The organism is Janthinobacterium sp. SUN206 (genome assembly GCF_030587305.1).
Classification (GTDB): domain Bacteria; phylum Pseudomonadota; class Gammaproteobacteria; order Burkholderiales; family Burkholderiaceae_D; genus Janthinobacterium; species Janthinobacterium kumbetense.
In genome coordinates, this window is the sequence record NZ_JAPWIB010000004.1 from 262,800 (window position 1) to 286,932 (window position 24,133).

Consider the following 24,133-nt stretch of genomic DNA (forward strand, 5'->3'; position numbering starts at 1 on the left):
ATGTAATCCTGGAAACTCAAGCGCCGCAGCTACCGTTCAGCTCGCATCGTGGAAAATGATGCCCAGGGTGTGGCGCAAGCCCGAACGCAGGCGCGACACGCCATGGCGCATGTTCACGCGGTAACTGCCGCGCGTGCCATTCACGGGGCGCTGCGCGACGGGAAAGAGCACGGCGTCGCCCTGCGCCAGCGGCACCACTTCGGCGCGCGACTGCATGCGCGGGCGCTGCTCCGTCAGCACGAACTCGCCGCCCGTGAAATCGTCTTGCGGGCGCGACAACAATACGGCCAGTTGCAGCGGAAACACGTGCTCGCCATACAAGTCCTGGTGCAGGCAGTTGTAATCGCCCTCGCGGTAGCGCAGCAGCAAGGGCGTGGGCCGGGTTTGCCCCGCCGCATGGCAGCGCGCGAGGAAATCGGCGTGCGCCACGGGAAAGCGGCTATCGAGGCCCATGCTGGCGTGCCAGCGGTTGGCGATGGCCGCCAGCGGCGGATACAACTCCGTGCGCAAGGCAGCCACAGCATCGGGCAACGGATGCGCCCAATACTGGTACTCGCCTTGCCCAAAACCATGGCGCTGCATCACCACCCTGCTGCGAAAACGCGACGCATCGTCGTACTGCGCCGCCAGCGCAGCGCACTGCGCGGGATTCAGCAAGCCCGGCACGACGGCGCAGCCGTATTGATTCAGATCATCCTCGATCTGGCGCCAGTCCAGCGCCCTCACCGTTCGCCCTCGCGTTCCAGCAGCGCCTGCTTGCGCTCCACGCCCCAGCGGTAGCCGGACAGCGCGCCATCGTTGCGCACCACGCGGTGGCAGGGAATGGCAACGGCCAGGGCATTGGCCGCACAGGCGCCCGCCACGGCGCGCGCGCCTTGCGGGGTGCCGATGCGCCGCGCCAGCTCGGCATAGCTGACCGTGCTGCCGGCGGGAATCTCGCGCAAGGCTTGCCACACGCGCTGCTGGAACACGGTGCCGCGCACGTCGAGCGGCAAGTCCAGTCCCAGGCCCGGCGCCTCGACCAGCCCCACCACCTGCGCCACCGTTTGTTCATAGTCGGCTTCCGCGCCGCGCAGCTCGGCTTGCGGAAAGCGGTCCTGCAAGTCGCGCAGCAGCACTTCCGGGTCGTCATCGATCAAAATCGCGCAAATGCCCTTGTCCGTGCTGGCCACGAGGATGGCGCCCAGCGAACAGGCGCCGACGGCAAAGCGGATCACGGCGCCGCTGCCGCCGGCGCGAAACGCGCCTGGCGTCATGCCCAGCAAGCCCGGCGTGGCGGCATACAGGCGGCCGCTGGAATTGAAACCGGCCGCGTACAGGGTCTCGGTGACGTTGCCCGCCCCCTGCAAGCCGGCCTTCAGGCGCTCGCCGCGCCGCGCCGCCGCATACGCTTTCGGCGTGATGCCCGTGTGCGCCTTGAAGACGCGGTGAAAGTGAAAACGGCTCAGACCGGCGGCCTGTGCAAGGCTGTCCAGGTCGGGCAGCTCGTCGCTGGCGTCGATCAAACGGCAGATATCGGCCACGATGGCCGCCTGGCGCTGGGCCAGCGGCGGCAGGTTGGGCTTGCAGCGCAGGCAGGGACGAAAACCGGCCGCCTCCGCCTGCTCGCAACTGGCGTGGAAAGCCACGTTGCGGCGCAAGGCGGGGCGCGCCGCGCAGGATGGCCGGCAATACACGCCCGTCGTGCGCACCGAATAATAAAAGACGCCGTCGGCGTCGGCGGCGCGGCGCTGCAGGGCGTCCCAGCGCTCGTCGTCGGTCAGGTATGAGTGAGGCATGTCGGACTCCGTGCTTGTGATTGGCAAGTCTCCAGCATAGCCAGCGCCTGGGCGCACCACACTCCGGCGCTTGCTTTTGAATTCAAAAAAGGCTGGCGGCGCCTGCCTTGCTCGGTGCTAAAATCGGCCATCGCGCCTCCAGCCGGCGGCGCGCCCTGCCCGTGCCCCGGAGAAACCGCATTGGACGACCACAATACACAAGAAAATACGCCCATTTTCCAGCGCATCAAGGATTTTCTGCTGGCCGGCATCGCCGCCGGACGCTGGAAGGAAGGCGACGTGATTCCCTCCGAGCAAGCCTTGGTCAAACAATTCGGCGTCTCGCGCATGACGGTCAACCGCGCCGTGCGCGAACTGACCAGCGAGCAGGTGCTGACGCGCCGCCAGGGTTCCGGCACCTATGTGGCACAGCAAAAATACCAGGCGACCTTGTTGGAAATCAAGAGTATCGCCGATGAAGTGCGCGCGCGCGGACATATCCACCGCAGCAGCTTGCAATTACTGGAACGCACCAAGGCGTCCGACTTGCTGGCCAAGCAGTTCGGCCTGCCGCCGGAACACCCGCTGTTTCATTCGCTGATCGTGCATTTTGAAAATGGCGTGCCGATCCAGGTCGAAGACCGCTGGGTCAATCCCGAGTGCGCGCCCGACTACATGACGCAGGATTTTTCCAGCATCACGCCAAACGAATACCTGATGGCCGCCGCGCCCCTGCAAGGGGCCACCTACAGCATCGAAGCGCTGTCGGCGCCGCGCGACATCGCCGAAATGCTGGCCATCGACACCAAACAGCCGTGCCTGGTGCTGCGCCGCCAGACGCGTTCGGGCGGCAAGATCGCCTCGATCGCCACCATGTGGCATCCCGGACACCGCTATCAATTCGCCGGCAGCTTTAGCTGAGGCTATCGCCTCGATTGAGTAGCACGAATTCGCGCCAACTTTCTCACGAATTCTCACCAAATCGCAAAAAAACGGCCATTTCGGGGCAAAAAAAATCCCGTTTTGGCCGTTTCTGAACTTAAATACTCCGAGTAAATATTCGATGCTATAGTTGCCGCCAGAAAGCGCCGCAGGCGTTTATTTGAGCGCGCCTCATGTACTGCCAGCCTAGTCCAATCACGCCCCAGAAAGGGATGCATTTGTCGTATTGCAGCCACACGAGTTTCGGCGCACCACGCCCACGGCGCCCTGCGCTGCGCCGGCTCGCTCGTACGATGCTGGCGGCAGGCATGACACTTTCGCTGCCGGCGCAGGCGGCGGCAGCCGTCATGGCGCCGGCATTGCTGTGGCCGTATGCGGCTGCCAGCGCCACCGCCCTGGCGGGACTGGCTTGCTGGCAAGCCTGGCGCCTGCGCCAGCAGTTGCACCGCCAGCCCCAACCGGCGCAAGCCCAGGCCGAACAGGATGCCGTGCAAGCCTTGCGCGGCGCCACCATGGCCGGCTGGACCTGGCGGCCCCAGTCCGACCGGCTGCAGTTCGCGCCCCAGTACCAGGATGTCCTGGGCGACAAGAATGCCAAACTCGAGCATGCGCTGGCCGACTGGCTGGCCGAAGTCCACCGGGATGACCGCGCGCGCCTGAGCCTTGCCTTCCGCCAGCACCTGGATGGCCAGGCGCCCGGCACCTTCAATTGCGAATTCCGTTTGCGCCACAGCGACGGCCACTGGCGCTGGCTGCTGGCACGCGGCGCCGTCCTGTCGCGTGCCTCGAACGGCGGCGCCACGCAGGCCAGCGGCATCGTCTGCGATATCAGCGAGCGCAAGCAGGATGAGCAATCGCGCATGCGCTCGATGCTGGAAGCGGCGCCCGAAGCCATGCTGGTGGCCGACGTCGAGGGCAAGGTGCATTACGCCAACCAGATCGGCGCGCGCTGCTTCGGCTATCCGCTGGCCGAATTGACGGGTATGTCACTGGAGCAATTGGTGCCGGAAAGCACGTCCAGCCACTCCGCGGGCGACCCGCAAGGGCGGCACAGCCTGCCGGGCCGGGTGATGATGGCGCGCCGCCGCGACGGCACGCACTTCCCCGCCAAGGTCAGCCTGTCGCCGCTGCGCATGGCCGGCCAGGTGTTTTCCATCGTCTCGCTGCGCGACATGACGCAACGGCAACGCGCCGAAGAAGCGCTGCACGCCAGTTCGGAACGCTACCGCCTGATCGTGCAGACGGCCGCCGAAGGCATCTGGATGACGGATGCGAACGGCAAGACCACGTTCGTCAACCCGAAGATGGCGCACATGCTGGGCTACACGGTGCAGGAAATGCTGGGTCGTCCCCTGCTCGACTTCATGGACCGCGACAGCCAGTTGCTGATGCAGCGCCGCCTGGCCAGCCACGGCAGTCAGGCCAGCCAGCCGGACCAGGTCGATTTCCGCTTCTTCCGCAAGGATCAGTCCAGCCTGTGGGGCTTGCTGTCGAGCACCAGCATCCAGTCGGACAACGGCGAGCCGGGCGGCACCCTGGCGATGATCACCGACATCACCGAGCGGCGCCAGGCATCGATCGCCCTGTCGAACTCGAGCCAGCGCATGGCGTCCGTGTTCGGCGCCGTGACGAATGGCCTGGTGGTGCAGGACAGCCACGGCCACATATTGGAAAGCAATGCCGCCGCCGAACGCATGCTGGCGGCCAGTCCGGCCGGCAACAGCCTGTGGCAAGCCATCCGCGAAGACGGGTCCGCCTTCGACCAGCGCAGCCATCCCGTGCACATCACCCTGTCGACGGGCGAAGCCATGCGCGACGTGCTGATGGGCGTACAGCAGCCCGACGGCAGCCTGTCGTGGCTGTCCGTGAATACGGAAGCGATCCGCGATGAATACGGCAAGGTGGGTATGGTGGTGGCCAGCCTGACGGACATCACGTATCACAAGCGCAGCGAGAGCGCCTTGCGCGAGCTCAATGAACATCTGGAAGAGCGCGTAGCGCAGCGCACGGAACAGCTGGACCAGGCCAAGCAGGTGGCCGAAGAAGCGAGCCTGGCGAAGGGACAATTCCTGGCCAACATGAGCCATGAAATCCGCACGCCGATGAATGGCGTGATCGGCATGGCGTATCTCGCCTTGAAGACGGACCTGGAACCGCGTCAGCGCGACTACCTGGAAAAAATCCGCTTTGCCGGCGAACACTTGCTGGGCATCATCGACGATATCCTCGACATCTCGAAAATCGAGGCAGGCAAGCTGGAAATCGAGCATGTCAACTTCAGTTTCGACCACGTCGTGCAAACCCTGATGACGGTGGTGGCGCCGCGCGCCGCCGGCAAGAACCTGGAATTGCTGTTCGAGATCGACCCGCAATTGCCGGCCGTGCTCGTGGGCGACCCGCTGCGCCTGGGGCAAGTGCTGATCAACTACGCCAATAACGCCATCAAGTTCAGCGAACAGGGCAGTATTACCGTGAAAGTGCGCAGGGTGGTGGCGGACGCGAAACACTGCCTCGTGCGCTTTGAAGTGTGCGACCACGGCATCGGCCTGTCGCAGGATGAAATGAGCAAGCTCTTCCAGTCCTTCCAGCAAGCCGACACGTCCACCACGCGCGAATATGGCGGCACGGGCCTGGGCCTGGCCATCTGCAAGCAGCTGGCGCAGCTGATGGGCGGCGACGTGGGCGTCGACAGCCGTCCCGGCGCCGGCAGCACCTTCTGGTTCACGGCCAACCTGGGCATTTCCGACCAGGCCGCGCCCGCCATGCTCGACAGCATGGTGCAGACGGCGGCCGCCATGCGCGCCAGCGCCGACGCAGCCCTGGTGATGCGCACGCTCAAGCATGCGCGCATCCTGCTGGTGGAAGACAATACGTTCAACCAGCAAGTGGCGCTGGAATTGCTGGAGGAAGCGGGCGCCTCCGTCTGCCTGGCCAACAATGGCGAGGAAGCGCTCGACCTGCTGCGCCAGACGCAGTTCGACTGCGTGCTGATGGACGTGCAGATGCCGCTGATGGATGGCTTGCAGGCGACGCGCCTCATCCGCGCCGACCCGCAACTGGCGCACCTGCGCGTGCTGGCCATGACGGCCACGGCCACCAGCGAAGACCGCGTGCGCTGCCTGGAGGCGGGCATGGACGATTTCATTTCCAAGCCCATCCAGCCAGCCATGATGTACCAGACCATCGCCAGCTGGCTGCCGGCGCACGAAACACCGCCGCCGCCGGCGCGCAGCCGCGCCGCGCCCGCCTTCAAGACCACCCTGGCGGGCGACCCGCAAGTGATCGACTTGTCCATCCTGGCCAAGTTGCTGGGCTACAACCCGGAAAAGGTGCGCAAGTTCGCCTTCAAGTTCCTGCAGACCACGCAGGATGGCTTCGGCGACATCGATGCGGCCCTGGCGCGCGGCGACGTGCACCAGGTGCGCGAACTGGGTCACCGCATCAAGTCGTCGGCGCGCACCGTGGGCGCCCTGGGGCTGGCCGAGCTGTGCCACAACCTGGAAACCCTGGCGCCGGGCGAACCGGCCGACGAGGCGGAGCGGGCACGGCGCATCGTCACGCGCCTGTGGCCCCTGCTGGAACAGATTACCGAACAAATCATGAATAACACCAGCTTTGCCAATGACGATTAGCTACCGCCAAATTGGGTTGCGGCAAGGTATCGGCATCGACAGCGATGCATATCAACAGAAAGACATGACGATGAACACTGTATCAAACCAAGCAAGCCGGGAACACAACGAAGCAGGCCTGGCGCCATTGCGCGTGCTGCTGCTGGACGACGACGTCTTCATGCTCGACGTGCTCAGCGACATGCTCGAGCAAATGGGCCAGTTCGATATCCGCTGCGAGTCGCACAGCGAACAGGCGCTGTCGACCCTGAAGCAGCACCAGCCCGACCTGCTGATCTGCGACCTGTCGATGCCCGACATCGACGGCATCGAATTTTTGCGCATGGCGGCGGAAAACGGCTTCCGCGGCGGCGTGGTCCTGCTGTCGGGCCTGCATTCGGCCGTGCGCCTGGCGGCCGAGCGCCTGGCCATGGCCAACGGCCTGCATATCCTGGGCACTTTCCGCAAGCCGATGGAAAGCGCGGAATTGCAGCTCATGGTGAACTTGCAACTGCAGCACTCGGCGCGTCTGGCCAGCGTGCAAGCCTGAGCGCGCAGGCCGGCAGGGAGGGCGGATACGGCGCTGCAGGCCAGCAGGCATGCGGCTTTGCCGCCCTGCCGGCACGCATGGGGACGATATGCCTCAAGTTTTTCTGCAATAATCGCCACGCTTTGAAAAAATGGGTTATTATTTCAGCCATCCCCGCCTGCATACCTCTGGTCGCACCTTCCAAGACATTGAAGTCGTGCCCATTGTCCCCATCTTCTAACTGCATTCCAGGAAGCATGGATGGCGAACCAGCGTATGGTTAATTCCAGGCATTATTGATCCCACCCTCATTTGAGGAAAATATGAGCGAAAATATCAAACACATTAGCGATGCATCTTTTGAAGCAGACGTCCTGAAATCCGATTTGCCAGTCCTGGTCGACTTCTGGGCAGAATGGTGCGGTCCCTGCAAGGCCATCGCCCCGATCCTGGAAGAAGTAGCCAAGGAATACGCCGGCCGCATCCAGATCGCCAAGATGGACGTGGACGCGAACCAGGCAGTGCCTGCCAAGTTCGGCATCCGCGGCATCCCGACCCTGATCCTGTTCAAGGATGGTGTTGCAGCTGCTCAAAAAGTGGGCGCCATGGCCAAGGGCCAGTTGACCGCTTTCGTCGACAGCAACATTTAATGTATGATGGGCAGCGCTGCGCCCGCAGCGCCGCCTGACTGGAACGACCGGGAAGCGGCTTTGCCCTCATTCGTGCACAGCCTTCCCCAATAATTAATCAACGCCACGCAGTCCCCTCCCCTACCTTTACATCCCGTCTCGGGACACTCAACACATATGCATTTATCCGAACTAAAGGCCCTACACGTATCCGCCCTGCTTGAGATGGCGATCGGTCTTGACATTGACAACGCAGCCCGCTTGCGCAAACAGGAGCTGATGTTCGCTATCCTGAAAAAACGCGCCAAGTCCGGCGAACAGATTTTTGGCGACGGCGCCCTGGAAGTGCTGCCTGACGGCTTCGGCTTCCTGCGCTCGCCCGACGCCAGCTACATGGCGTCCACCGACGACATTTACATCTCCCCTTCGCAAATCCGCCGCTTCAATCTGCACACCGGCGATTCGATCGAAGGCGAGGTACGGACCCCGAAAGATGGCGAACGCTATTTCGCATTGGTCAAAGTCGACAAGGTCAACGGCGAATCGCCGGAGATGTCGAAACACCGCATCCTGTTTGAAAACCTGACGCCGCTGCACCCGAACGAGCCGCTGCGCCTGGAACGTGAAATGAATGGCCAGGAAAACATCACCGGCCGCATCATCGATTTGATCGCCCCGATCGGCAAAGGCCAGCGCGGCTTGCTGGTGGCGTCGCCGAAATCCGGTAAATCCGTGATCCTGCAGCACATCGCCCATGCGATCACGGCAAATCACCCGGACATCACCCTGATCGTGCTGCTGATCGACGAACGTCCGGAAGAAGTTACCGAAATGCAACGTTCGGTACGCGGCGAAGTCGTCGCCTCGACCTTCGACGAGCCGGCCACGCGCCACGTGCAAGTGGCCGAGATGGTGCTGGAAAAAGCCAAGCGCCTGGTCGAAATGAAAAAAGACGTCGTGATCCTGCTCGACTCGATCACCCGTCTGGCACGCGCCTACAACACCGTGATCCCTGCCTCGGGCAAGGTCCTGACCGGTGGTGTCGACGCGAATGCGCTGCAACGTCCAAAACGCTTCTTCGGCGCCGCGCGCAATATCGAAGAAGGCGGCTCGCTGACCATCATCGCCACGGCGCTGATCGAAACGGGTTCGCGCATGGATGACGTGATCTTTGAAGAATTCAAGGGTACCGGCAACATGGAAGTGCATCTGGAACGCCGTTTGGCTGAAAAACGTGTCTATCCGGCAATTAACCTGAACAAATCGGGTACCCGCCGCGAAGAATTGCTGATCAAGCCGAACGAACTGCAAAAAATCTGGATTTTGCGCAAGTTGCTGTACTCGATGGACGAGATCGAGGCGATGGAGTTCATTCTGGATAAAATGAAGGCAACAAAAAACAACGCAGAGTTTTTTGACATGATGCGCCGCGGCGGATAAACCAGCCGAGATTCATGCGAAAGCCGCTCCCTGAGCGGCTTTTTTATTGCCGTCCGCCGGAAAGCGCTATATAATCGACGGTTGCATTATTTTAAACCCTGGCAAGTGATCGGCAATCGGGTCAAGAAGCAGGACGACCGACGAAGTGCTGTTTGGCTACCAAACTAGAGAGAAGACCATGAAAGTCGATACCCATCCAGAATACCGCGAAGTTGTTTTCCACGATCTGTCGTGCGATTTCAAATTCGTTACCCGCTCGACCATCCAAACCCGCGAAAAAATCACCCACGACGGTAAAGAATACCCACTGGTGAAAATCGAGGTTTCGGCTGAATCGCACCCATTCTTCACGGGCAAGCACAAAATCGTCGATACCGCCGGTCGCGTCGAGAAGTTCCGTCAGAAGTTCGGTTCGGTTGGTTCGAAAACCGCAGTCGCAGCAGGCTAATTTTTGCCGCTTTGCGGCAAAAAAGGGCAGCTTCGGCTACCAGAGAAAAGGCAGCTACGGCTGCCTTTTTTGTCTTTGGCCGCTTTACTTTATACTCGCGCATACCCGACGCCATTCGTCGCGTCTTGCCACTATTCTGATACCGATTATCGATGAAGCCAGTCCGCCTTCCCGCCGCCGCCACACTCGCGCTGCCACGATGGGCCTTGTTTGCGCTCGGCCTGCTGTACATCCTGCCTGGCCTGATTGGCCGCGAACCGTGGAAGAACGATGATGCCGCCAGTTTCGGCATCATGTGGACCATGGCGCATGGCGGCCTGAACGACTGGCTGTGGCCCAACGTGGCCGGCCTGTCGCTGCCCGATGAAGGTCCGCTGGCCTTCTGGCTGGGCGCCATTTTCATCAAGCTGTTCGGCTGGATCGACGGCGACGTCTTTGGCGCGCGCATGTCGACCATCGGCATCTTCGTCGTCAGCACCCTGTCCGTCTGGTACACCGCCTTCAACCTGGGACGCCGCAGCGATGCCCAGCCGCTGCGCCTGGCCTTCGGCGGCCAGCCCGAGCCGGACGACTTCGGCCGCACCCTGGCCGATGCCGCCGTGCTCATCTACCTGGGTTGCCTGGGCCTGCTGCAGCACAGCCACGACATCACGGCCGAAGCGCTGTACGTGTCCCTGATGGCCTATTTGCTGTACCGCGCCGTGCGCTACATGGAAGGCCCGTCCGTGCGCAATGCGGCCCTGCTGGGCCTGGCGATGGGCGGCCTGACCCTGGCGCGCGGCTGGATCACGCCGGCGGCGCTGAGCATCGCCTTGCTGCTGTGCACTATCTTCCTGCGCCTGCCGTTGCTGCGCAGCATACGCCACCTGGCGCTGGCCATCCTGATCGGCATCGCGCTGACCCTCGTCTGGCTGCTGCCGGGCGAATGGATGCTGCCGTACGGCCATTCGCCGCTGCACGCATGGATGGAGTGGAATTGCCGCCAGTTCAGCGCTCCGAGCCTGAAAAGCGTGCAGTATTTCCTGCGTGTCGGCATCTGGTTCTTCTGGCCCGCATGGCCTTTCGCCGCCTGGGCCGTGTACGCCTGGCGCCGCCAGCACCACGTGCTGCACATCGTCGTGCCGCTGACTTTTGTTGCCATGCTGGCAATATTGGGCCTGTGCCATCCCGATCCCGACCCGAGCCAGTTGCTGCCCCTGCTGCCGCCGCTGGCCGTCATGGCCGCGTTTGGCTTGCTGACCATGAAGCGGGGCGCCATCAACGCCATCGACTGGTTCTCCGTGATGGTGCTGACCATCTGCGCCCTCGCGCTGTGGCTGTTCTGGTTCGCCATCCTGACCGGCTGGCCGCCAAAACTGGCGCATAACGCCCTGAAACTCATGCCAGGCTTCAAGCCCGAGCTGGACTTGCTGGCCTTTTTCGTGGCCGCCTGCGTCAGCGCGGGCTGGGTGGCGCTGGTGCACTGGCGCATCTCGCGCCAGCCGGCCGTGCTGTGGCGCGCCGTGGTGCTGTCGTCCGGCGGCCTGATCCTGATCTGGGTGCTGATCATGACCCTGTTCCTGCCGCCGCTGAACTACAGCAAGAGCTACGCCAGCGTGGCGCACCAGATTTCCATCCACCTGCCGCCGGGCAGCAAGTGCATCAACAGCAACGTCGGCGCTGCCCAGCGCGCCTCGTTCGCCTACTTCGGCCACTTGCCGTTTGCCAGCGTGGGGCAGCAGGAATGCGATGTGTTCCTGTTGCAAGACAGCATCAAGGTTCCTGACAGCAAGGAACAATTGCCCGAACACCATGGCGCGGACTGGATCAAGCTGTGGGAAGGGCGCCGCCCCACGGATGACGTGGAACGCTTCCGCCTGTACCAGCGCGTCAGGTAAGCAGAAAAAACCGGGCCAGGCCCGGTTTTTTTATGTCCGCAAGACAAACACTGCCGTCAGCAAAAGTGTTGCTTTTAAATATAGTTAATTACCTAAATTGAACTAGAATTGCTTTTTATATTATAATGATGGCTTGCGCGATGGCGGTGTCTTGCTTTCCCGCCCTATTCGTCCCCCAATTCACCATAAGGCTGTCCATGAAAAAATTTGCCACACGTACCTTGCCGCTCATCAGCGCCGCCCTGTTCGCCTTCTCCTTCAGCGCCTCGGCCCAGGCCACCGTGATTGACCTCGGCGTCGCCAACGGCTACTCGGCCTTCATCTTCGGCAACATCGGCAGCAGCAACGCCAGCGGCTTTACCAGCGTCAGCGGCAGCCTGGCCGCCGGCGGCAATATCTATCTGGAAGGCTACAGCGTCGGCACGAACAAGAAGCCGGGCAGCGCCGCCAACACGCTGGTCGCCGGTAACAACCTGAACATCGGCGGCGGCAGCATCAACGGTACGGGCGTATATGGCGTGAGCAATGCCAACGGCACCGTGACGGCGCCATCGTGGTACCCAACGGGCACCTTCAGCAAGGGCAATGCTTCCACCCTGGACTTTGCAGCTGCCCAGCAGCAACTGACGACCCTGTCGGGCGATGTGGCCAAGCTGCAATCGAACGGCACCGTGATTTCGCAATACGGCGGCTTCAAGCTGGTAGGCGACATCAACGCCGACGTCAACGTCTTCACCATCAATGCAAACGACCTGCATAACCTGAGCCTGGACGTCTCGTCGCTGAAAAGCACGGCCAGCATCATCATCAACGGCACCGCCACCAACATCACCATGAGCGGCGGCTTCGACAATTTCGGCAGCTTCGCCGACCGCACGCTGCTGAACTTCGCCAATGCCACCACCACCAGCCTGAACAACGTTGGCATCAACGGCAGCATCCTGGCGCCGAACGCCGCGTTTTCCGGTTCGGGCAGCATGAACGGCACCCTGGTCGCCAATTCGGTCAGCTCGATCAATTATGGCCACGTCTCGATGAACGGCGCCGGCTTCAACACGGTGAACGTCTCGGCCGTGCCGGAACCAGGCACCTACGCCATGCTGCTGGCCGGCCTGGGCTTGCTGGCCTTCGTGCGCCGCCGCACGCCAGCGCGCGCACCGCAAGCCGCGATGGCCTGAGCTTTACGCTGAATCCATAAAAAACACCGGGCCGCGCGAGCGTCCCGGTGTTTTTTTATGCGCTGGCGAAAGACTTAGTCCCCGCTCAGCCCCAGATCCGTCGCCACCTGCTTGCGCAACAGGTATTTCTGGATCTTGCCCGTCACCGTCATGGGGAATTCCTCGACGAAGCGCACGTAGCGGGGAATCTTGTAATAGGCGATCTGCCCGTCGCAAAAGGCGCGGATGTCGTCGCTGGTGGCCTGCGTGCCCGGACGCAAGATGATGCAGGCACACAACTCTTCACCATACTTGGCATCCGGCACGCCCACGCATTGCACGTCGAGCACGCTCGGGTGGCGGTACAGGAATTCCTCGACTTCGCGCGGATAGATGTTTTCGCCGCCGCGGATGACCATGTCCTTCGAGCGGCCGACGATGCTGCAAAAGCCGTTGGCGTCGATCACGGCCAGGTCGCCCGTGTGCATCCAGCGCGCCGCATCGATGGCCACGCTGGTTTTTTCTGGATCGCCCCAGTAACCCTGCATCACGGAATAGCCGCGCGTGAGCAATTCGCCCTTTTCGCCGCGCGGCACGATGCGCCCCTCCGCATCGACGATTTTCACTTCCAGGTGCGGATGGACCCTGCCGATGGACGACACGCGCATTTCGCGCGGATCCTCGATCGCAGTCTGGAAACTGACGGGCGACGTTTCCGTCATGCCATACGCGATCGTGATTTCCGCCATGTGCATCAGCTCGATGACCCGCGTCATGACTTCCATCGGGCACGGCGAGCCGGCCATGATGCCGGTGCGCAAGTTAGACAGGTCATATTGCTTGAAATCAGGATGGTCGAGGATGGCGATGAACATGGTCGGCACGCCATGCAGGCCCGTGCAGCGTTCGGCCTGCACGGTTTCCAGCACGGCTTTCGGGTCGAAACCTTCGCCGGGAAACACCATGGCTGCGCCATGCGTGACGCAGGCCAGGTTGCCCAGCACCATGCCGAAGCAATGGTACAGGGGCACGGGAATGCACAAGCGGTCCTGTTGCGTCAGGCGCATGGCTTCGCCGATGAAGAAACCGTTGTTCAGGATATTGTGATGCGTCAAGGTGGCACCCTTCGGCGCGCCCGTGGTGCCGGACGTGAACTGAATGTTGACGGCGTCGTCAAACTGCAAGGTCGCGCTCACTTCTTCCAGGTGCGCCAGGTCGGCGTCGGTAATGCCGTCCATCAAGGCATCGAAGTTGTGCATGCCGGGGGTGGCGGCCGCGCCCAGGCGGATGACATGGCGCAATTGCGGCAAGCGCGGCGACTGCAGGGCGCCGGCGCGCGAACGGGCGATTTCCGGCACCACGTCTTGCACGATGGCCAGGTAATCGCTGGACTTGAAGCTGGGTGACAGGATCAGCGCGCTGCATTGCACCTTGTCGAGCACGTATTCGAGTTCCGAACGCCGGTAGGCGGGGTTGATGTTGACCATGATCAAGCCGGCTTTCGCCGTGGCAAACTGCGTCAGCACCCATTCGGCGCAGTTCTGCGACCAGATGCCGACCCGGTCGCCCGGCTGCAAGCCCAGCTTCAGCAAGCCGGCGGCCAGGCGGCGCACGCGCTGCTGGAATTCCAGATACGTCCAGCGCACGTTCTGGTGCGCCACGATCAGGGCGTCGTGCTGGCCGTAGCGGGCGGCGATGCCATCGAGGTAAGCGCCTATCGTTTCGCCGATCAACGGCGTCTCGTGGGCGCCATGTACATAACTCATTGCTTGCATGCTGTCTCCAGGGTAATGGCGCGACGCGCTCTTCTTATGGTCATCGACTACAAAAATTATAGCCGCAACCGCCCCCGCCCTGCACCGGCTTGCTGTAATGTGCAGGCCAGCACACCCGACATTCACGGCACCATGACAGGCAACACGCAGCACCCGCCCGAACAGGGCTTCATCCTGACCCGCCACTGGCGCGACACGCCCGCCGGCACGGAGGTCGATTTCTGGCTGGCAACGGATGCCGGGCCCCGCCACGTGCGCCTGCCCGTGCAGACGGCCGTCGCCTTCCTTCCCATGGAGCAACAGGAACAGGCGCAACAGTTGCTGCGCGGCGAACGCCATGCGGAGCTGCGTCCCCTGTCGCTGTGCGATTTCCACCATCGCCCCGTGCTGGGACTGTACTGCAAGCAATACCGACATTTGCTGAAGCTGGAAAAGCAGCTGCGCGCGCACGGCATCGATGTGTATGAAGCGGACATCCGCCCGCCCGAGCGCTATCTGATGGAGCGTTTTATTACGGCGCCGGTGACATTCAGCGGAGAAACACTGCAGGAAGTGCAGCTGAAACCGGCGCCCGGCTACCGCCCCGCATTAAAACTGGTGTCGCTCGATATCGAGACGACGGCCCATGGCGAGCTGTATTCGCTGGCCCTGGAGGGCTGCGGCCAGCGCCAGGTCTACATGCTGGGCCAGCCAAACGGCGTCGACGGGGAACGCGACTTCGACCTCGAATACTGCGACTCGCGCGCACAGATCCTCGAACGCCTGAACACGTGGATGGAGCGCCACGATCCGGACGCCATCATCGGCTGGAACCTGGTGCAGTTCGACTTGCGCGTGCTCAAGCAACATGCTGAGCGTTATCAAGTCCCGTTGAGGCTGGGACGGGGCGGCGCCGTGATGGAATGGCGCGAACATGGCGGCAAGCAGGAACACTATTTTGCGGCCGCCGCGGGGCGGCTGATCATCGACGGCATCGAAGCGTTAAAATCGGCGACGTGGAACTTTTCCTCGTTCAGCCTGGAAAACGTGGCGCAGACCTTGTTGGGCGAAGGCAAGTCCATCGACAATCCCTACCAGCGCATGGCCGAGATCGACCGGCGTTTCCGCGAAGACAAGCCGGCGCTAGCCCGCTACAACCTCAAGGATTGCGAGCTGGTCACGCGCATCTTCGCCAAGACCGAGCTGCTGACCTTCTTGCTGGAACGGGCCAGCGTGACGGGCCTGGCGGCCGACCGCAGCGGCGGCTCCGTGGCCGCCTTCGAACATTTGTACTTGCCGCTGATGCACCGGCAGGGTTACGTGGCGCCCAACCTGGGCGATGTGTCCGGCGAAAACAGCCCCGGCGGCTTCGTCATGGATTCGCAGTCGGGCCTGTACGATTCCGTGCTCGTGCTCGACTACAAAAGCCTGTACCCGTCCATCATCCGCACTTTCCTCATCGACCCCGTCGGCCTGGTGGTGGGCACCAGCGGCGATGAAGCCGATACCGTGCCCGGCTACCGGGGCGCGCAGTTTTCGCGTGTGAAACATTGCCTGCCGGCTATCGTGAAACAGGTGTGGCAGGGCCGCGAGATAGCCAAGCGCGAGCGCAACGCGCCGCTGTCGCAAGCCTTGAAAATCATCATGAACGCGTTTTACGGCGTGCTGGGCTCCAGCGGCTGCCGCTTCTTCGACCCGCGCCTCGCTTCGTCGATCACCCTGCGCGGCCACGACATCATGCACCGCACGCGCGAACTGATCACGGAACAAGGATATCAAGTCATCTACGGCGACACGGATTCCACCTTCGTGTGGCTGAAAACGGCACATACGGATGAAGAGGCGGGCAAGATCGGCCGCGCCCTGGTGACGCATGTGAACGCCTGGTGGGACCAGCATCTGCGCGAGGAATTCGGCCTGGAAAATGCGCTGGAACTGGAATTCGAGACGCATTACCGGCGTTTCCTGATGCCCACCATCCGCGGCTCGGAGGAAGGCAGCAAGAAGCGCTACGCGGGCCTGGTGGGCAAGCCCGACGGCAGCGAGCAGATGGTCTACAAGGGCCTGGAAACGGTGCGCAGCGACTGGACGCCGCTGGCGCAGCAATTCCAGCAAGCCTTGTACCTGCGCATCTTCCAGCGCGACGCCTACCAGGACTATGTGCGCGACTACGTGGCGCGCACGGTGCGCGGCGAATTCGACGCTTTATTGGTCTACCGCAAGCGCCTGCGCCGCCCGCTCGACGATTACCAGCGCAACGTGCCGCCCCACGTGCGCGCGGCGCGCACGGCCGACGCCTACAACCTGGCGCAGGGCCGGCCGCTGCAGTACCAGAACGGCGGCTGGATCAGCTATGTCATCACGGTGGCGGGGCCGGAACCGCTGGAAACGCAGCGCTCGCCCATCGACTACCACCATTACCTGACGCGCCAGCTGCAGCCGGTGGCCGACGCGATATTGCCCTTCCTGGGCGACGATTTTTCGCGCCTCGTGTCCGGGCAGCAGGATTTGTTTTAGATCAATTTTACTGACCAGCATGACAAAGCTGAGGTAATATCGGCGCCTGCCGGGCTTATCTGCCCCTGCCCAACAGGCGCTGTGCGCCGCGGCAGCGTAAAATACGCCATGGCGAAAGAATAAGAACTGCACGAAGAAGAAGATGCCATTCCAGACGAGAATCGTTCGCAACAGGATTTTCCACGCTGCAATGGCGCATAATTTCACACTATGTTGAACCAGCGGGCAGCGCGTTTAGCCGTCTGCCCCGCTAATTTTTGAATGAATTGATACCATGACCGAGATCACGTCTTTAAGAGACATCCCGCAAAAAAATATCTTCCGCAAGGGCGACACCTTTGTGCTGTTCGGCGAGCTGTTCGGCCGCGGCTATGTGAATGGCTTGCTGGACGAAGCACGCAAGGCGGGCATGAATATCGTCGGCATGACGGTGGGCCGCCGCGATGAAAACATGGCGCTGCGCCCGCTGAACGCGGAAGAGCTTGCCGAAGCCGAAGCCAACCTGGGCGGCCGCATCATCAATGTGCCGCTGATGGCCGGTTTCGACCTCGACGCGCCTGCCGGCGAACCGACCCCGACGGCCCTGCTGGCCGACATGACCCTGAAAAGCTGGCAAGAAGACAAGCTGGACTGGGCGCAGATCGAGCGCTGCCGCGAAGCCGGCATCGCCCGCTTCAGCGCTTCCGTGGCGAAAGCCATGGCCGAGCTGGACAGCCTGATTCCTGACGGCAGCAATGTGTATTTCGCCCACACCATGGCCGGCGGCATTCCGAAAGTCAAAGTCTTCCTGGCCATCGCCAACCGCATCTACAAAGGCCGCGGCGAGCGCTTCATGTCCTCGCGCGCCCTGCTCGACAGCGACCTGGGCAAGCTGATCCTGATGAACTTCGACGAAGTCACGGCCAATACGCTGCAACACCTGATCGACGGCAGCGCCGCCATCCGCGCCCGCATCGAGCAAGCAGGCGGCCAGGTGCGCTACAGCGCCTACGGCTACCACGGCACGGAGATCTTGATCGACGGCAAGTACCAGTGGCAAACGTACAGCAACTACACGCAAGGCCTGGCCAAGATGCGCCTGGAAAACGTGGCCAAGGCCGCGTGGGAAAAAGGCATCAAGGCGACCGTCTTCAATTGCCCGGAAATCCGCACGAATTCGTCCGACATTTTCGTCGGCGTGGAACTGTCGCTGTTCCCCCTGCTCGACGCGCTGAAGAAAGAAGGCGGCGCAGCCTGGGCCGAAGAGCAATGGAAAATCTGCCAGGGCTTGCTGGAAGACGGCGTTTCGCTGCAAGACTTGCTCGACCGTATCGCCGCCTACAACGGCGACGCCACCAGCGTGCAATTCCGCAACTTCGCCGCCTGGCCGATGGACAACACGCCAGAGCTGGCCGACGTCATGATCGGTACCTCGGACGACATCACCAAGCTGCACAAGGACCGCAAGGAACTGATCACCGACCACCTGAGCTCGCTGGTCCTGGAAGGCACGGGCCCGCTGATGTTCCACGCCATGTCGGAGCCGCAAGCGCCCGTCGTCTGGCTCAACCACGACATCATCGCGCGCCAGCTGAACTCCGTGCATAACTGATTCCAGCATCGCCGCAGTCTGACCACGCCGTCCCCGGTTCGCGCCCGGGACGGCGTTTTTCATGCAAGGGCAGCGCCCGATTAATGGGCTAAACCGTATGCCAAGCGAAAAACTTGCCGGATCACGATAAATCAGTGATAATGCGTCTCGCGTTGCCGGGATGGCGGAATAGGTAGACGCACGGGACTCAAAATCCCGCGCTGGAAACAGCGTGCCGGTTCGATTCCGGCTCCCGGCACCACCAGACATTGCAGTACCAGAAAACAACCACTCATTCTCAGGATCGGGTGGTTTTTTTTCGCCTGATTTTCCACGCTTTCGCCGCCCCCTCCGTGTCAAATGCGCACCCTGTGCACCCAACTTGCTAGTCACGCGCCGCAGCACCGGCCGCGCGCGCCCTGCAAACGGTAAAAATGGAGTATTTCATGCTGTCAAGAAAATCTTGCATTGCAATAAAAAGATGTGGCTCAAAAGTAAATTAATTTATAGCCAATATTTCATTTTGCCGGAGCAAGCGGCATACTAAAGCCTCAGGCCCTCGCCCACTTTACGGCTCACGTCTGGGCATGCAAGCTGCCGTCATGCCTCGCCGTACGGGATGCTCAATGTCCATAAATTTTTCGATCCTACCTTCCGGTGCCTATGAACTCCCTCTCTGAACTTGCGTCCGCCACGAAGCAAAATGACTTCGCCTATTTTCGTGAACTCAATGCGCGGCTGGGAACCCTCAAGGCGGCCAACTATGATGTGGCGTCAAAATGCAATTTGCGTTGCGAGGGCTGCCTGTTCTTCGAAGGCGAGGAGAACGAAGGACACGAAGACAGCCGTTCGCTTGCCGAATGGGATGCCCTGTTTGCCGCCGATGCGGCGCGTGGCGTCACGCTGGCCTACATGGCGGGCGCGGAACCGAGCCTGGTGCCCGACCGGCTGCGTGCGGCCCAAAAATACATCCCGCATGGCATTGTGTTTACCAATGGCACGATACGCTTGCCCGACGATATCTTTTATCGCATCCATATCTCTTCCTGGGGTGTCGATGAAATCGGCAGTTCATTGCGCGCCGGCGACGTGCTGACCAAGGCGATGAACAATTACCGCGACGACCCGCGTGCCGTTTGCGTGTTTACCATTACCTCCCTGAATATCAATCAGATCATGATCATGGCAGAGCTTGCCAACAGTCACGGCTTGCCGCTCACCTTCAGCTATTTCAGTCCCACCACCCGCTATCTGGACAAGCTGGAAAACAAGGCCGATAACGACAAGGCGTATTTCCGCATCAGCAGTGCCACGCAAAGCCTGGCCCTGACGCAAGCCGACTTTGCCCATGCACGCGCGGAAATTGTGCGCGCCATGCTGGCCTATCCGGAAACGGTGCAATACTCCCTGCACTATGACGACTGGGTCACGGGCGACAAGCTGTATGACATCGATCCCGTCACCAAGATCGCCAGGAACTGCGGTTTTCGCGTCACCAAGCAAGTGCATGTGCATGTCGATCATCAACCGGGCAAGGGCAAGTGCTGCAGTTCGAATATCGATTGCAGCAACTGCCGCGCTTATGCGATGGGACAATCGACCTATCTGTCGCGTATCCGTGAAGCCGTCAGAAAACCGGAAGAACTCGCCAAATGGCTGGAAGTGCGGGAAATCTGGGCCAAGCTGTTTTTGAACGCCAACAACTCGGCCAAGGCACGCCTGTAATACGATGAGTTTTACCTCGTACTGGTTTGCCCTCGCCTTCCTGCCCCTGTCCGCGTATGGCTATCGCCACTTGCTGTCGACAAGCCATGTCAAGCTGCTGCTGCCGCTGCTGATTTCGCTGGCTTTTTATTACCTCAACGATGCGCACAACCTGCTGCTGTTTTGTGCGTCGATGGGCGCCAACTGGCTGCTCGCCGGCCTGATAGGCAGGAACCGCGGGAAAACCCGCTACCTGGCGCTGGCCATTGCGGGAAATTTATGTTTTCTTGCCGCGTACAAGTATGCGAAATTCTTTGTCGTGCCCGGGATGGCGATCCCAGCCTTACCGCTGGGCATCTCGTACTTCACGTTTACGCAAATCGCCTTCCTGGTCGATACGGCGCGGGGACAGGCCCGCAGCACCAATCCGCTCGAATACGCGCTCTTCGTGGCCTGGTTTCCCCACTTGCCTGCCGGCCCCCTGCTGTCGCACAAGGACATGCTGCCGCAATTCCTTGGCGCGCCGGGCACGTCGTCGGCCTTGCATCCGGCGCCGCGCGACTATGCCGTCGGCCTCACCCTGTTTGCCATGGGCCTGTTCAAGAAATCCTGCATTTCCCCCATTTTCCTGTACGCGCAAGGCGACGTTTTCCTGCGCGCGGGACAAGGCGACCCCATCGGCCTCGTCGAGACCTGGATCGCCTGCCTGGGTTTCCTGTTTGAAACGTACTATGATTTTTGCGGCTATTCGGAAATGGCCATGGGCATCAGCCGCATGTTCGGCATCCACTTGCCAGTCAATTTCCATGCACCGTTCAAGTCGTCCAGCCCGGTCGAATTCTGGACCCGCTGGCATGTGACCCTGGGTGCCTTCATGCGCGACTACCTGTATCGGCCCCTGACAAAAAAACGCCAGGTATGGCGGCATTACGCAGCCCTGTTCGTGGTGATGATGGCTGTCGCCATCTGGCATGGCGCCACCATTCCGCTGCTGATCTTTGGCATTTATCAAGGGCTGCTCGTCACGGGCAACCACGCCTTGCGGCGCTGGAATCTGGTGTCGCGCAAAGGCGGCAAGCTGCAGCACTGGGCCGGCAGGACCTTCACGCTGGCGGCCATCGGCTTTTCCGTCAGCCTGTGGGCCACGCCCGACTGGCAGGAGGCCAGGCACGTCATGCTCGGCTTGCTGGGTGCCGGGCAGGCAAGCGCCTGGCCTGGAGGTTTTTTCGGCATCACCGCCATCCTCGCCGCCGTGGCATTTAACTGGTTCGCCCCTTCCCTGATCGACCTGATGGCGAAAGAGCTCCCCGCCTGGAGCGTGCAGCTGAAAAAGTCCACGACCAGCTCGCTGGCCTGGAAACCCAGCCTGGCGTGGGCGGTAGCAGTCGCCGTCGCGCTGTGCCTGGCACTCATCAATTTGTCCGCTGTCAAAGAGTTCAAATATGCAGGGTTTTAATCAAGACATCCCCATCGCGCGCTTTTTCGCCTGCGTTTTTTTCATTGCGCTCGGATTCGCGCTCCTTGTTGCCGGACTCGTTTTTATCGTCGATCCCTATGCCATCTGGCGGCACCAGTCGAGCCATAAGATCAATACCATCAGACTGGAGATTCCTAACAGTAGCCAGACAAGCGCGGCTGTATTGCGCAGCACGCTGAACCCGCCTGACGTGCTGATTCTTGGTTCTTCCCGGGTACGGCGTGGTTTCAACGAAACACTCGCCTCCAGCTTATACGGCGGCAACGTTCAAGTGGCTGGCATCGATGCCCTGCCGCTATCAACAGCCAGGGATCTGTTTTTCACCCTGAGCCAAGGGGCACGCATTCGAAGGCTGTATTTGGAAGTCAATTACCTCACATCCAATGCCTGCGAAACGAAAAATGAAAATGCGGTGACAAAAAATGAGCTCGACTTGCCGTTTCATTATCTGTCGCCCGAAAATGCCGTCATATACAGCCTAAGAACGCTGAAAATAAATCTGTTCCCTCCGCGCTCCTTCGACAGCTATTTTGACAAACAAGGACGTTACTATGACGATCAGGCTAAAGGGGCGACACGTGCAGGGGGAGCGCAAGCACATGAGTCGCGCTTTAAGCAGCTCTTCAAGACGATTGCAAGCGCTTGTCAAAATCATGCAAACAATGCCGCCGATATCAGGGATTTGACGGCCATCTTCCATCTCGCGCAAACCAGGCAGATAGAAGTTATTTTGCTGATTTTGCCTGTTAGCGAAAAATGGCAAACACGTATCCGCCAGGCCGGACTCGTGCCTCAAGCCGCGCAGTGGAAAAGGGAGGTCACCTTGCTCGCATCGCAATTCCATGTGCCTTTGCTTGACTATGAGCTGCGCAACGGTGAAAGTGATCATTCTGACAATTTCTCTCCTTCCATGCCCATGTTTTGGGATGAGACGCACTTCTCAAACCGCCTGGGCGACCAGCTGTTACGCGCTATGCTGGACGCCAGCGGCCGCTCTTCCATCCGGCCAAAAATCCCCTGACACCGCAGCCTGCCCTCCAGGCCCGCCTTCACCGCCGCCCACCCCGTATCGATAATGCTGAAACGCCGAAATTGCGTTTGCGCCCGTCCGGCTATCCAAACGGCCGTACGCCAAACAGCACGCCGTGCAGCCAGAACGCCAGCAGCAGCCACAGCGCACAGCCCGCGCCGACCGCGATCAGGGTGCCTGCCATGGTGCCGCCCTCGTACGCCACGCCGGCCGCGCGGTCGCGTTGCACGGCGGAATACAGATCGATTGACGACCAGACGAGAAAGCCGCCGAACAGCAGCACATCGGCCACGTTGCCGTTGGCCAGCAGATGCGCCACGGCCCAGAATTGCGTGCCCAGCAGCATGGGGTGGTGCACCAGGGTCTTGATATGGTTGCGCGGCACATTGGCCGCCGCCAATAAAATCAGCGAGAACAGCATCAGCAGGGCACTGATGTGGCGCAAGCCCATGGGCGGCGACCACAGCACTTGCGGCTGCTGGCGCGCCAGGGCGTAGCCCCAGATGATCAGGCCCAGCCCGACGAACGCCACGAGCGAATACAGGCCCTTCCAGCGCTTTTCGCAGAGGCGCGCCAGCTGGGCGCTGCGCCAGCCGTCAGCGACGATGCGCACCGAGTGCAAGCCCAGGAACAGCAGCAAACCGAGTATCAGCACCGTCATCGTCCACTCCCCAGTCCATATCCTCTATCCAGCATACCCGACATCATGGCCGGCGGCGTCCGCGCAGATCAACGTTCTTCGCGATAGTAGTCGCAGCCCTCGAACGTGGTGCGCAGCGCCTGCTGCAGCTGGGCGTAGCGCTCGGGCGTCAAGTTGAAACGCACGTCGATCTGGCCGTCGTCGTCCATCTGCATGGCGGCCTCGGCATCCATCTGCACGGACAAACGGTTCGGATGCAGAATCACGGCGTGCATGTGGCCGTACCAGGCAAATTCCTGGCCGCCATATTCGATGTAGGGCTCGTCCATGCCCATGGCCACGTCCTGCTCGTCATACTCGTCGGCGCGCTGCAGCATCAGGTAGACGGGCTCGCCTTTGCCGGCTGGCGCGGCCAGGGTGGTGATCAGGGCATCGTCTTCATTGATGACGGACAACTCGGTGGCGGTAAATCCTGCGGACATGGCGTGCTTTCAACAAATATGGGGATGGCGCCACCATAGCGCAAAAGCGGCACGGACGACATAGCGCGCGATGAATAAAGCCTGCCGTCACGGAAATCCATCGCCGCCTATAATTGCCGCTCCAAACTATTTCTACAGGAGACCGCCTTGACCGCAGCATCGCCCTACACCACCCGCTTGGCCATCCCTTCCATCGCCACCTACCAGCACCTGCGCGTCGCCGCCGGCCTGAGCGCGAAAACCACGGATGCCGCGGCCAGGGGCTTGCCGAATTCCCTGTTTGCCGTGCAAGTGCTGCATGGCGACGAGGTGGTGGGCATGGGCCGCATCATCGGCGATGGCGGCTGCTTCTTCCAGGTCGTCGATATCGCCGTGCTGCCGGCCCACCAGGGCAAGGGATTGGGCAAGCTGATCATGCGCGAAATCCGCCAGTTCATCGATCGCGACGTGCCGGAAAGCGCGTATGTCAGCCTGATCGCCGATGGCCAGGCGCAAGACCTGTACGCGCAGTTCGGTTTCAAGCACACGGCGCCCGCCTCCGTCGGCATGGCGCTGAAGCGCTAGGCGCC

General features: G+C 61.4%; 19 protein-coding genes and 1 tRNA gene. 15 read left to right on the forward strand and 5 right to left on the reverse strand.

What is annotated here, in order from left to right; all coding sequences use genetic code 11:
• Positions 1–36: 36 nt before the first annotated feature.
• Both O3300_RS21835 and ada read right to left on the reverse strand, forming a co-directional pair.
• Positions 37–726, reverse strand: coding sequence for a 2OG-Fe(II) oxygenase (locus O3300_RS21835; RefSeq protein WP_328573810.1), 690 nt, complete (start codon positions 724–726; stop codon positions 37–39).
• Positions 723–1,778 carry a bifunctional DNA-binding transcriptional regulator/O6-methylguanine-DNA methyltransferase Ada gene (gene ada, locus O3300_RS21840; RefSeq protein ID WP_305054098.1) on the reverse strand — a complete coding sequence of 352 codons (1,056 nt, stop codon included), beginning with the start codon at positions 1,776–1,778 and terminating at the stop codon, positions 723–725. Before ada ends, O3300_RS21835 begins: the two co-directional genes overlap by 4 nt.
• 180 nt (positions 1,779–1,958) lie before the next feature.
• Between ada and hutC the strand changes: the two genes are divergently transcribed.
• The 8 genes from hutC to O3300_RS21880 all read left to right on the forward strand — a co-directional run bounded on the left by hutC (position 1,959) and on the right by O3300_RS21880 (position 12,411).
• On the forward strand, positions 1,959–2,678 hold the full coding sequence (hutC, locus tag O3300_RS21845) for a histidine utilization repressor (protein WP_070254615.1): 720 nt from the start codon (positions 1,959–1,961) through the stop codon (positions 2,676–2,678).
• Positions 2,679–3,007: 329 nt separating this feature from the next.
• Positions 3,008–6,331 (forward strand): PAS domain-containing hybrid sensor histidine kinase/response regulator, encoded by a 3,324-nt coding sequence (locus O3300_RS21850; protein ID WP_305054099.1) that lies wholly within the window; start codon positions 3,008–3,010, stop codon positions 6,329–6,331.
• A 70-nt stretch (positions 6,332–6,401) separates the two neighbouring features.
• Positions 6,402–6,860 (forward strand): response regulator, encoded by a 459-nt coding sequence (locus O3300_RS21855; protein ID WP_251350167.1) that lies wholly within the window; start codon positions 6,402–6,404, stop codon positions 6,858–6,860.
• A gap of 302 nt (positions 6,861–7,162) precedes the next feature.
• The gene (trxA, locus tag O3300_RS21860; RefSeq protein WP_077408631.1) at positions 7,163–7,489 is read left to right on the forward strand and encodes a thioredoxin TrxA; all 327 of its coding nucleotides are present in this window, start codon (positions 7,163–7,165) and stop codon (positions 7,487–7,489) included.
• Positions 7,490–7,645: 156 nt separating this feature from the next.
• Positions 7,646–8,908: a transcription termination factor Rho gene (gene rho, locus O3300_RS21865; protein WP_034746249.1), complete on the forward strand. Its 1,263-nt coding sequence runs from the start codon at positions 7,646–7,648 to the stop codon at positions 8,906–8,908.
• Positions 8,909–9,086: 178 nt separating this feature from the next.
• Positions 9,087–9,356 carry a type B 50S ribosomal protein L31 gene (locus tag O3300_RS21870; RefSeq protein ID WP_034746247.1) on the forward strand — a complete coding sequence of 90 codons (270 nt, stop codon included), beginning with the start codon at positions 9,087–9,089 and terminating at the stop codon, positions 9,354–9,356.
• 152 nt (positions 9,357–9,508) lie between these two features.
• On the forward strand, positions 9,509–11,233 hold the full coding sequence (locus tag O3300_RS21875) for a glycosyltransferase family 39 protein (protein WP_305054100.1): 1,725 nt from the start codon (positions 9,509–9,511) through the stop codon (positions 11,231–11,233).
• A 197-nt stretch (positions 11,234–11,430) separates the two neighbouring features.
• Positions 11,431–12,411, forward strand: coding sequence for a choice-of-anchor A family protein (locus O3300_RS21880; RefSeq protein WP_099666403.1), 981 nt, complete (start codon positions 11,431–11,433; stop codon positions 12,409–12,411).
• A 74-nt stretch (positions 12,412–12,485) separates the two neighbouring features.
• Here O3300_RS21880 and O3300_RS21885 read toward each other — a convergent pair whose 3' ends face one another.
• Positions 12,486–14,165 (reverse strand): AMP-binding protein, encoded by a 1,680-nt coding sequence (locus O3300_RS21885; RefSeq protein ID WP_305054101.1) that lies wholly within the window; start codon positions 14,163–14,165, stop codon positions 12,486–12,488.
• Positions 14,166–14,297: 132 nt separating this feature from the next.
• Here O3300_RS21885 and O3300_RS21890 point away from each other — a divergent pair, with 132 nt between their 5' ends.
• The 6 genes from O3300_RS21890 to O3300_RS21915 all read left to right on the forward strand — a co-directional run bounded on the left by O3300_RS21890 (position 14,298) and on the right by O3300_RS21915 (position 22,433).
• Positions 14,298–16,661, forward strand: a complete 2,364-nt coding sequence (locus tag O3300_RS21890) for a DNA polymerase II (protein WP_305054102.1) — start codon at positions 14,298–14,300, stop codon at positions 16,659–16,661.
• A gap of 274 nt (positions 16,662–16,935) precedes the next feature.
• Positions 16,936–18,252 carry a hypothetical protein gene (locus tag O3300_RS21895; protein WP_077408635.1) on the forward strand — a complete coding sequence of 439 codons (1,317 nt, stop codon included), beginning with the start codon at positions 16,936–16,938 and terminating at the stop codon, positions 18,250–18,252.
• Positions 18,253–18,406: 154 nt separating this feature from the next.
• A tRNA-Leu gene (locus O3300_RS21900) sits at positions 18,407–18,493 on the forward strand.
• A 401-nt stretch (positions 18,494–18,894) separates the two neighbouring features.
• Entirely contained in the window at positions 18,895–19,956 is a 1,062-nt protein-coding gene (locus O3300_RS21905; protein ID WP_305054103.1) for a radical SAM protein, read from the forward strand.
• 4 nt (positions 19,957–19,960) lie between these two features.
• Positions 19,961–21,391 carry an MBOAT family protein gene (locus O3300_RS21910; RefSeq protein ID WP_305054104.1) on the forward strand — a complete coding sequence of 477 codons (1,431 nt, stop codon included), beginning with the start codon at positions 19,961–19,963 and terminating at the stop codon, positions 21,389–21,391.
• On the forward strand, positions 21,378–22,433 hold the full coding sequence (locus tag O3300_RS21915; protein WP_305054105.1) for a hypothetical protein: 1,056 nt from the start codon (positions 21,378–21,380) through the stop codon (positions 22,431–22,433). Before O3300_RS21910 ends, O3300_RS21915 begins: the two co-directional genes overlap by 14 nt.
• A 91-nt stretch (positions 22,434–22,524) precedes the next feature.
• Here the strand turns inward: O3300_RS21915 and O3300_RS21920 are convergent, their stop codons facing one another.
• Positions 22,525–23,103, reverse strand: coding sequence for an NnrU family protein (locus tag O3300_RS21920; protein ID WP_305054106.1), 579 nt, complete (start codon positions 23,101–23,103; stop codon positions 22,525–22,527).
• A 68-nt stretch (positions 23,104–23,171) separates the two neighbouring features.
• Entirely contained in the window at positions 23,172–23,564 is a 393-nt protein-coding gene (locus O3300_RS21925) for an Imm10 family immunity protein (RefSeq protein WP_077408640.1), read from the reverse strand.
• A gap of 147 nt (positions 23,565–23,711) precedes the next feature.
• Between O3300_RS21925 and O3300_RS21930 the strand changes: the two genes are divergently transcribed.
• Positions 23,712–24,128, forward strand: coding sequence for a GNAT family N-acetyltransferase (locus O3300_RS21930; protein WP_289917522.1), 417 nt, complete (start codon positions 23,712–23,714; stop codon positions 24,126–24,128).
• The last annotated feature ends 5 nt before the right edge of the window (positions 24,129–24,133 follow it).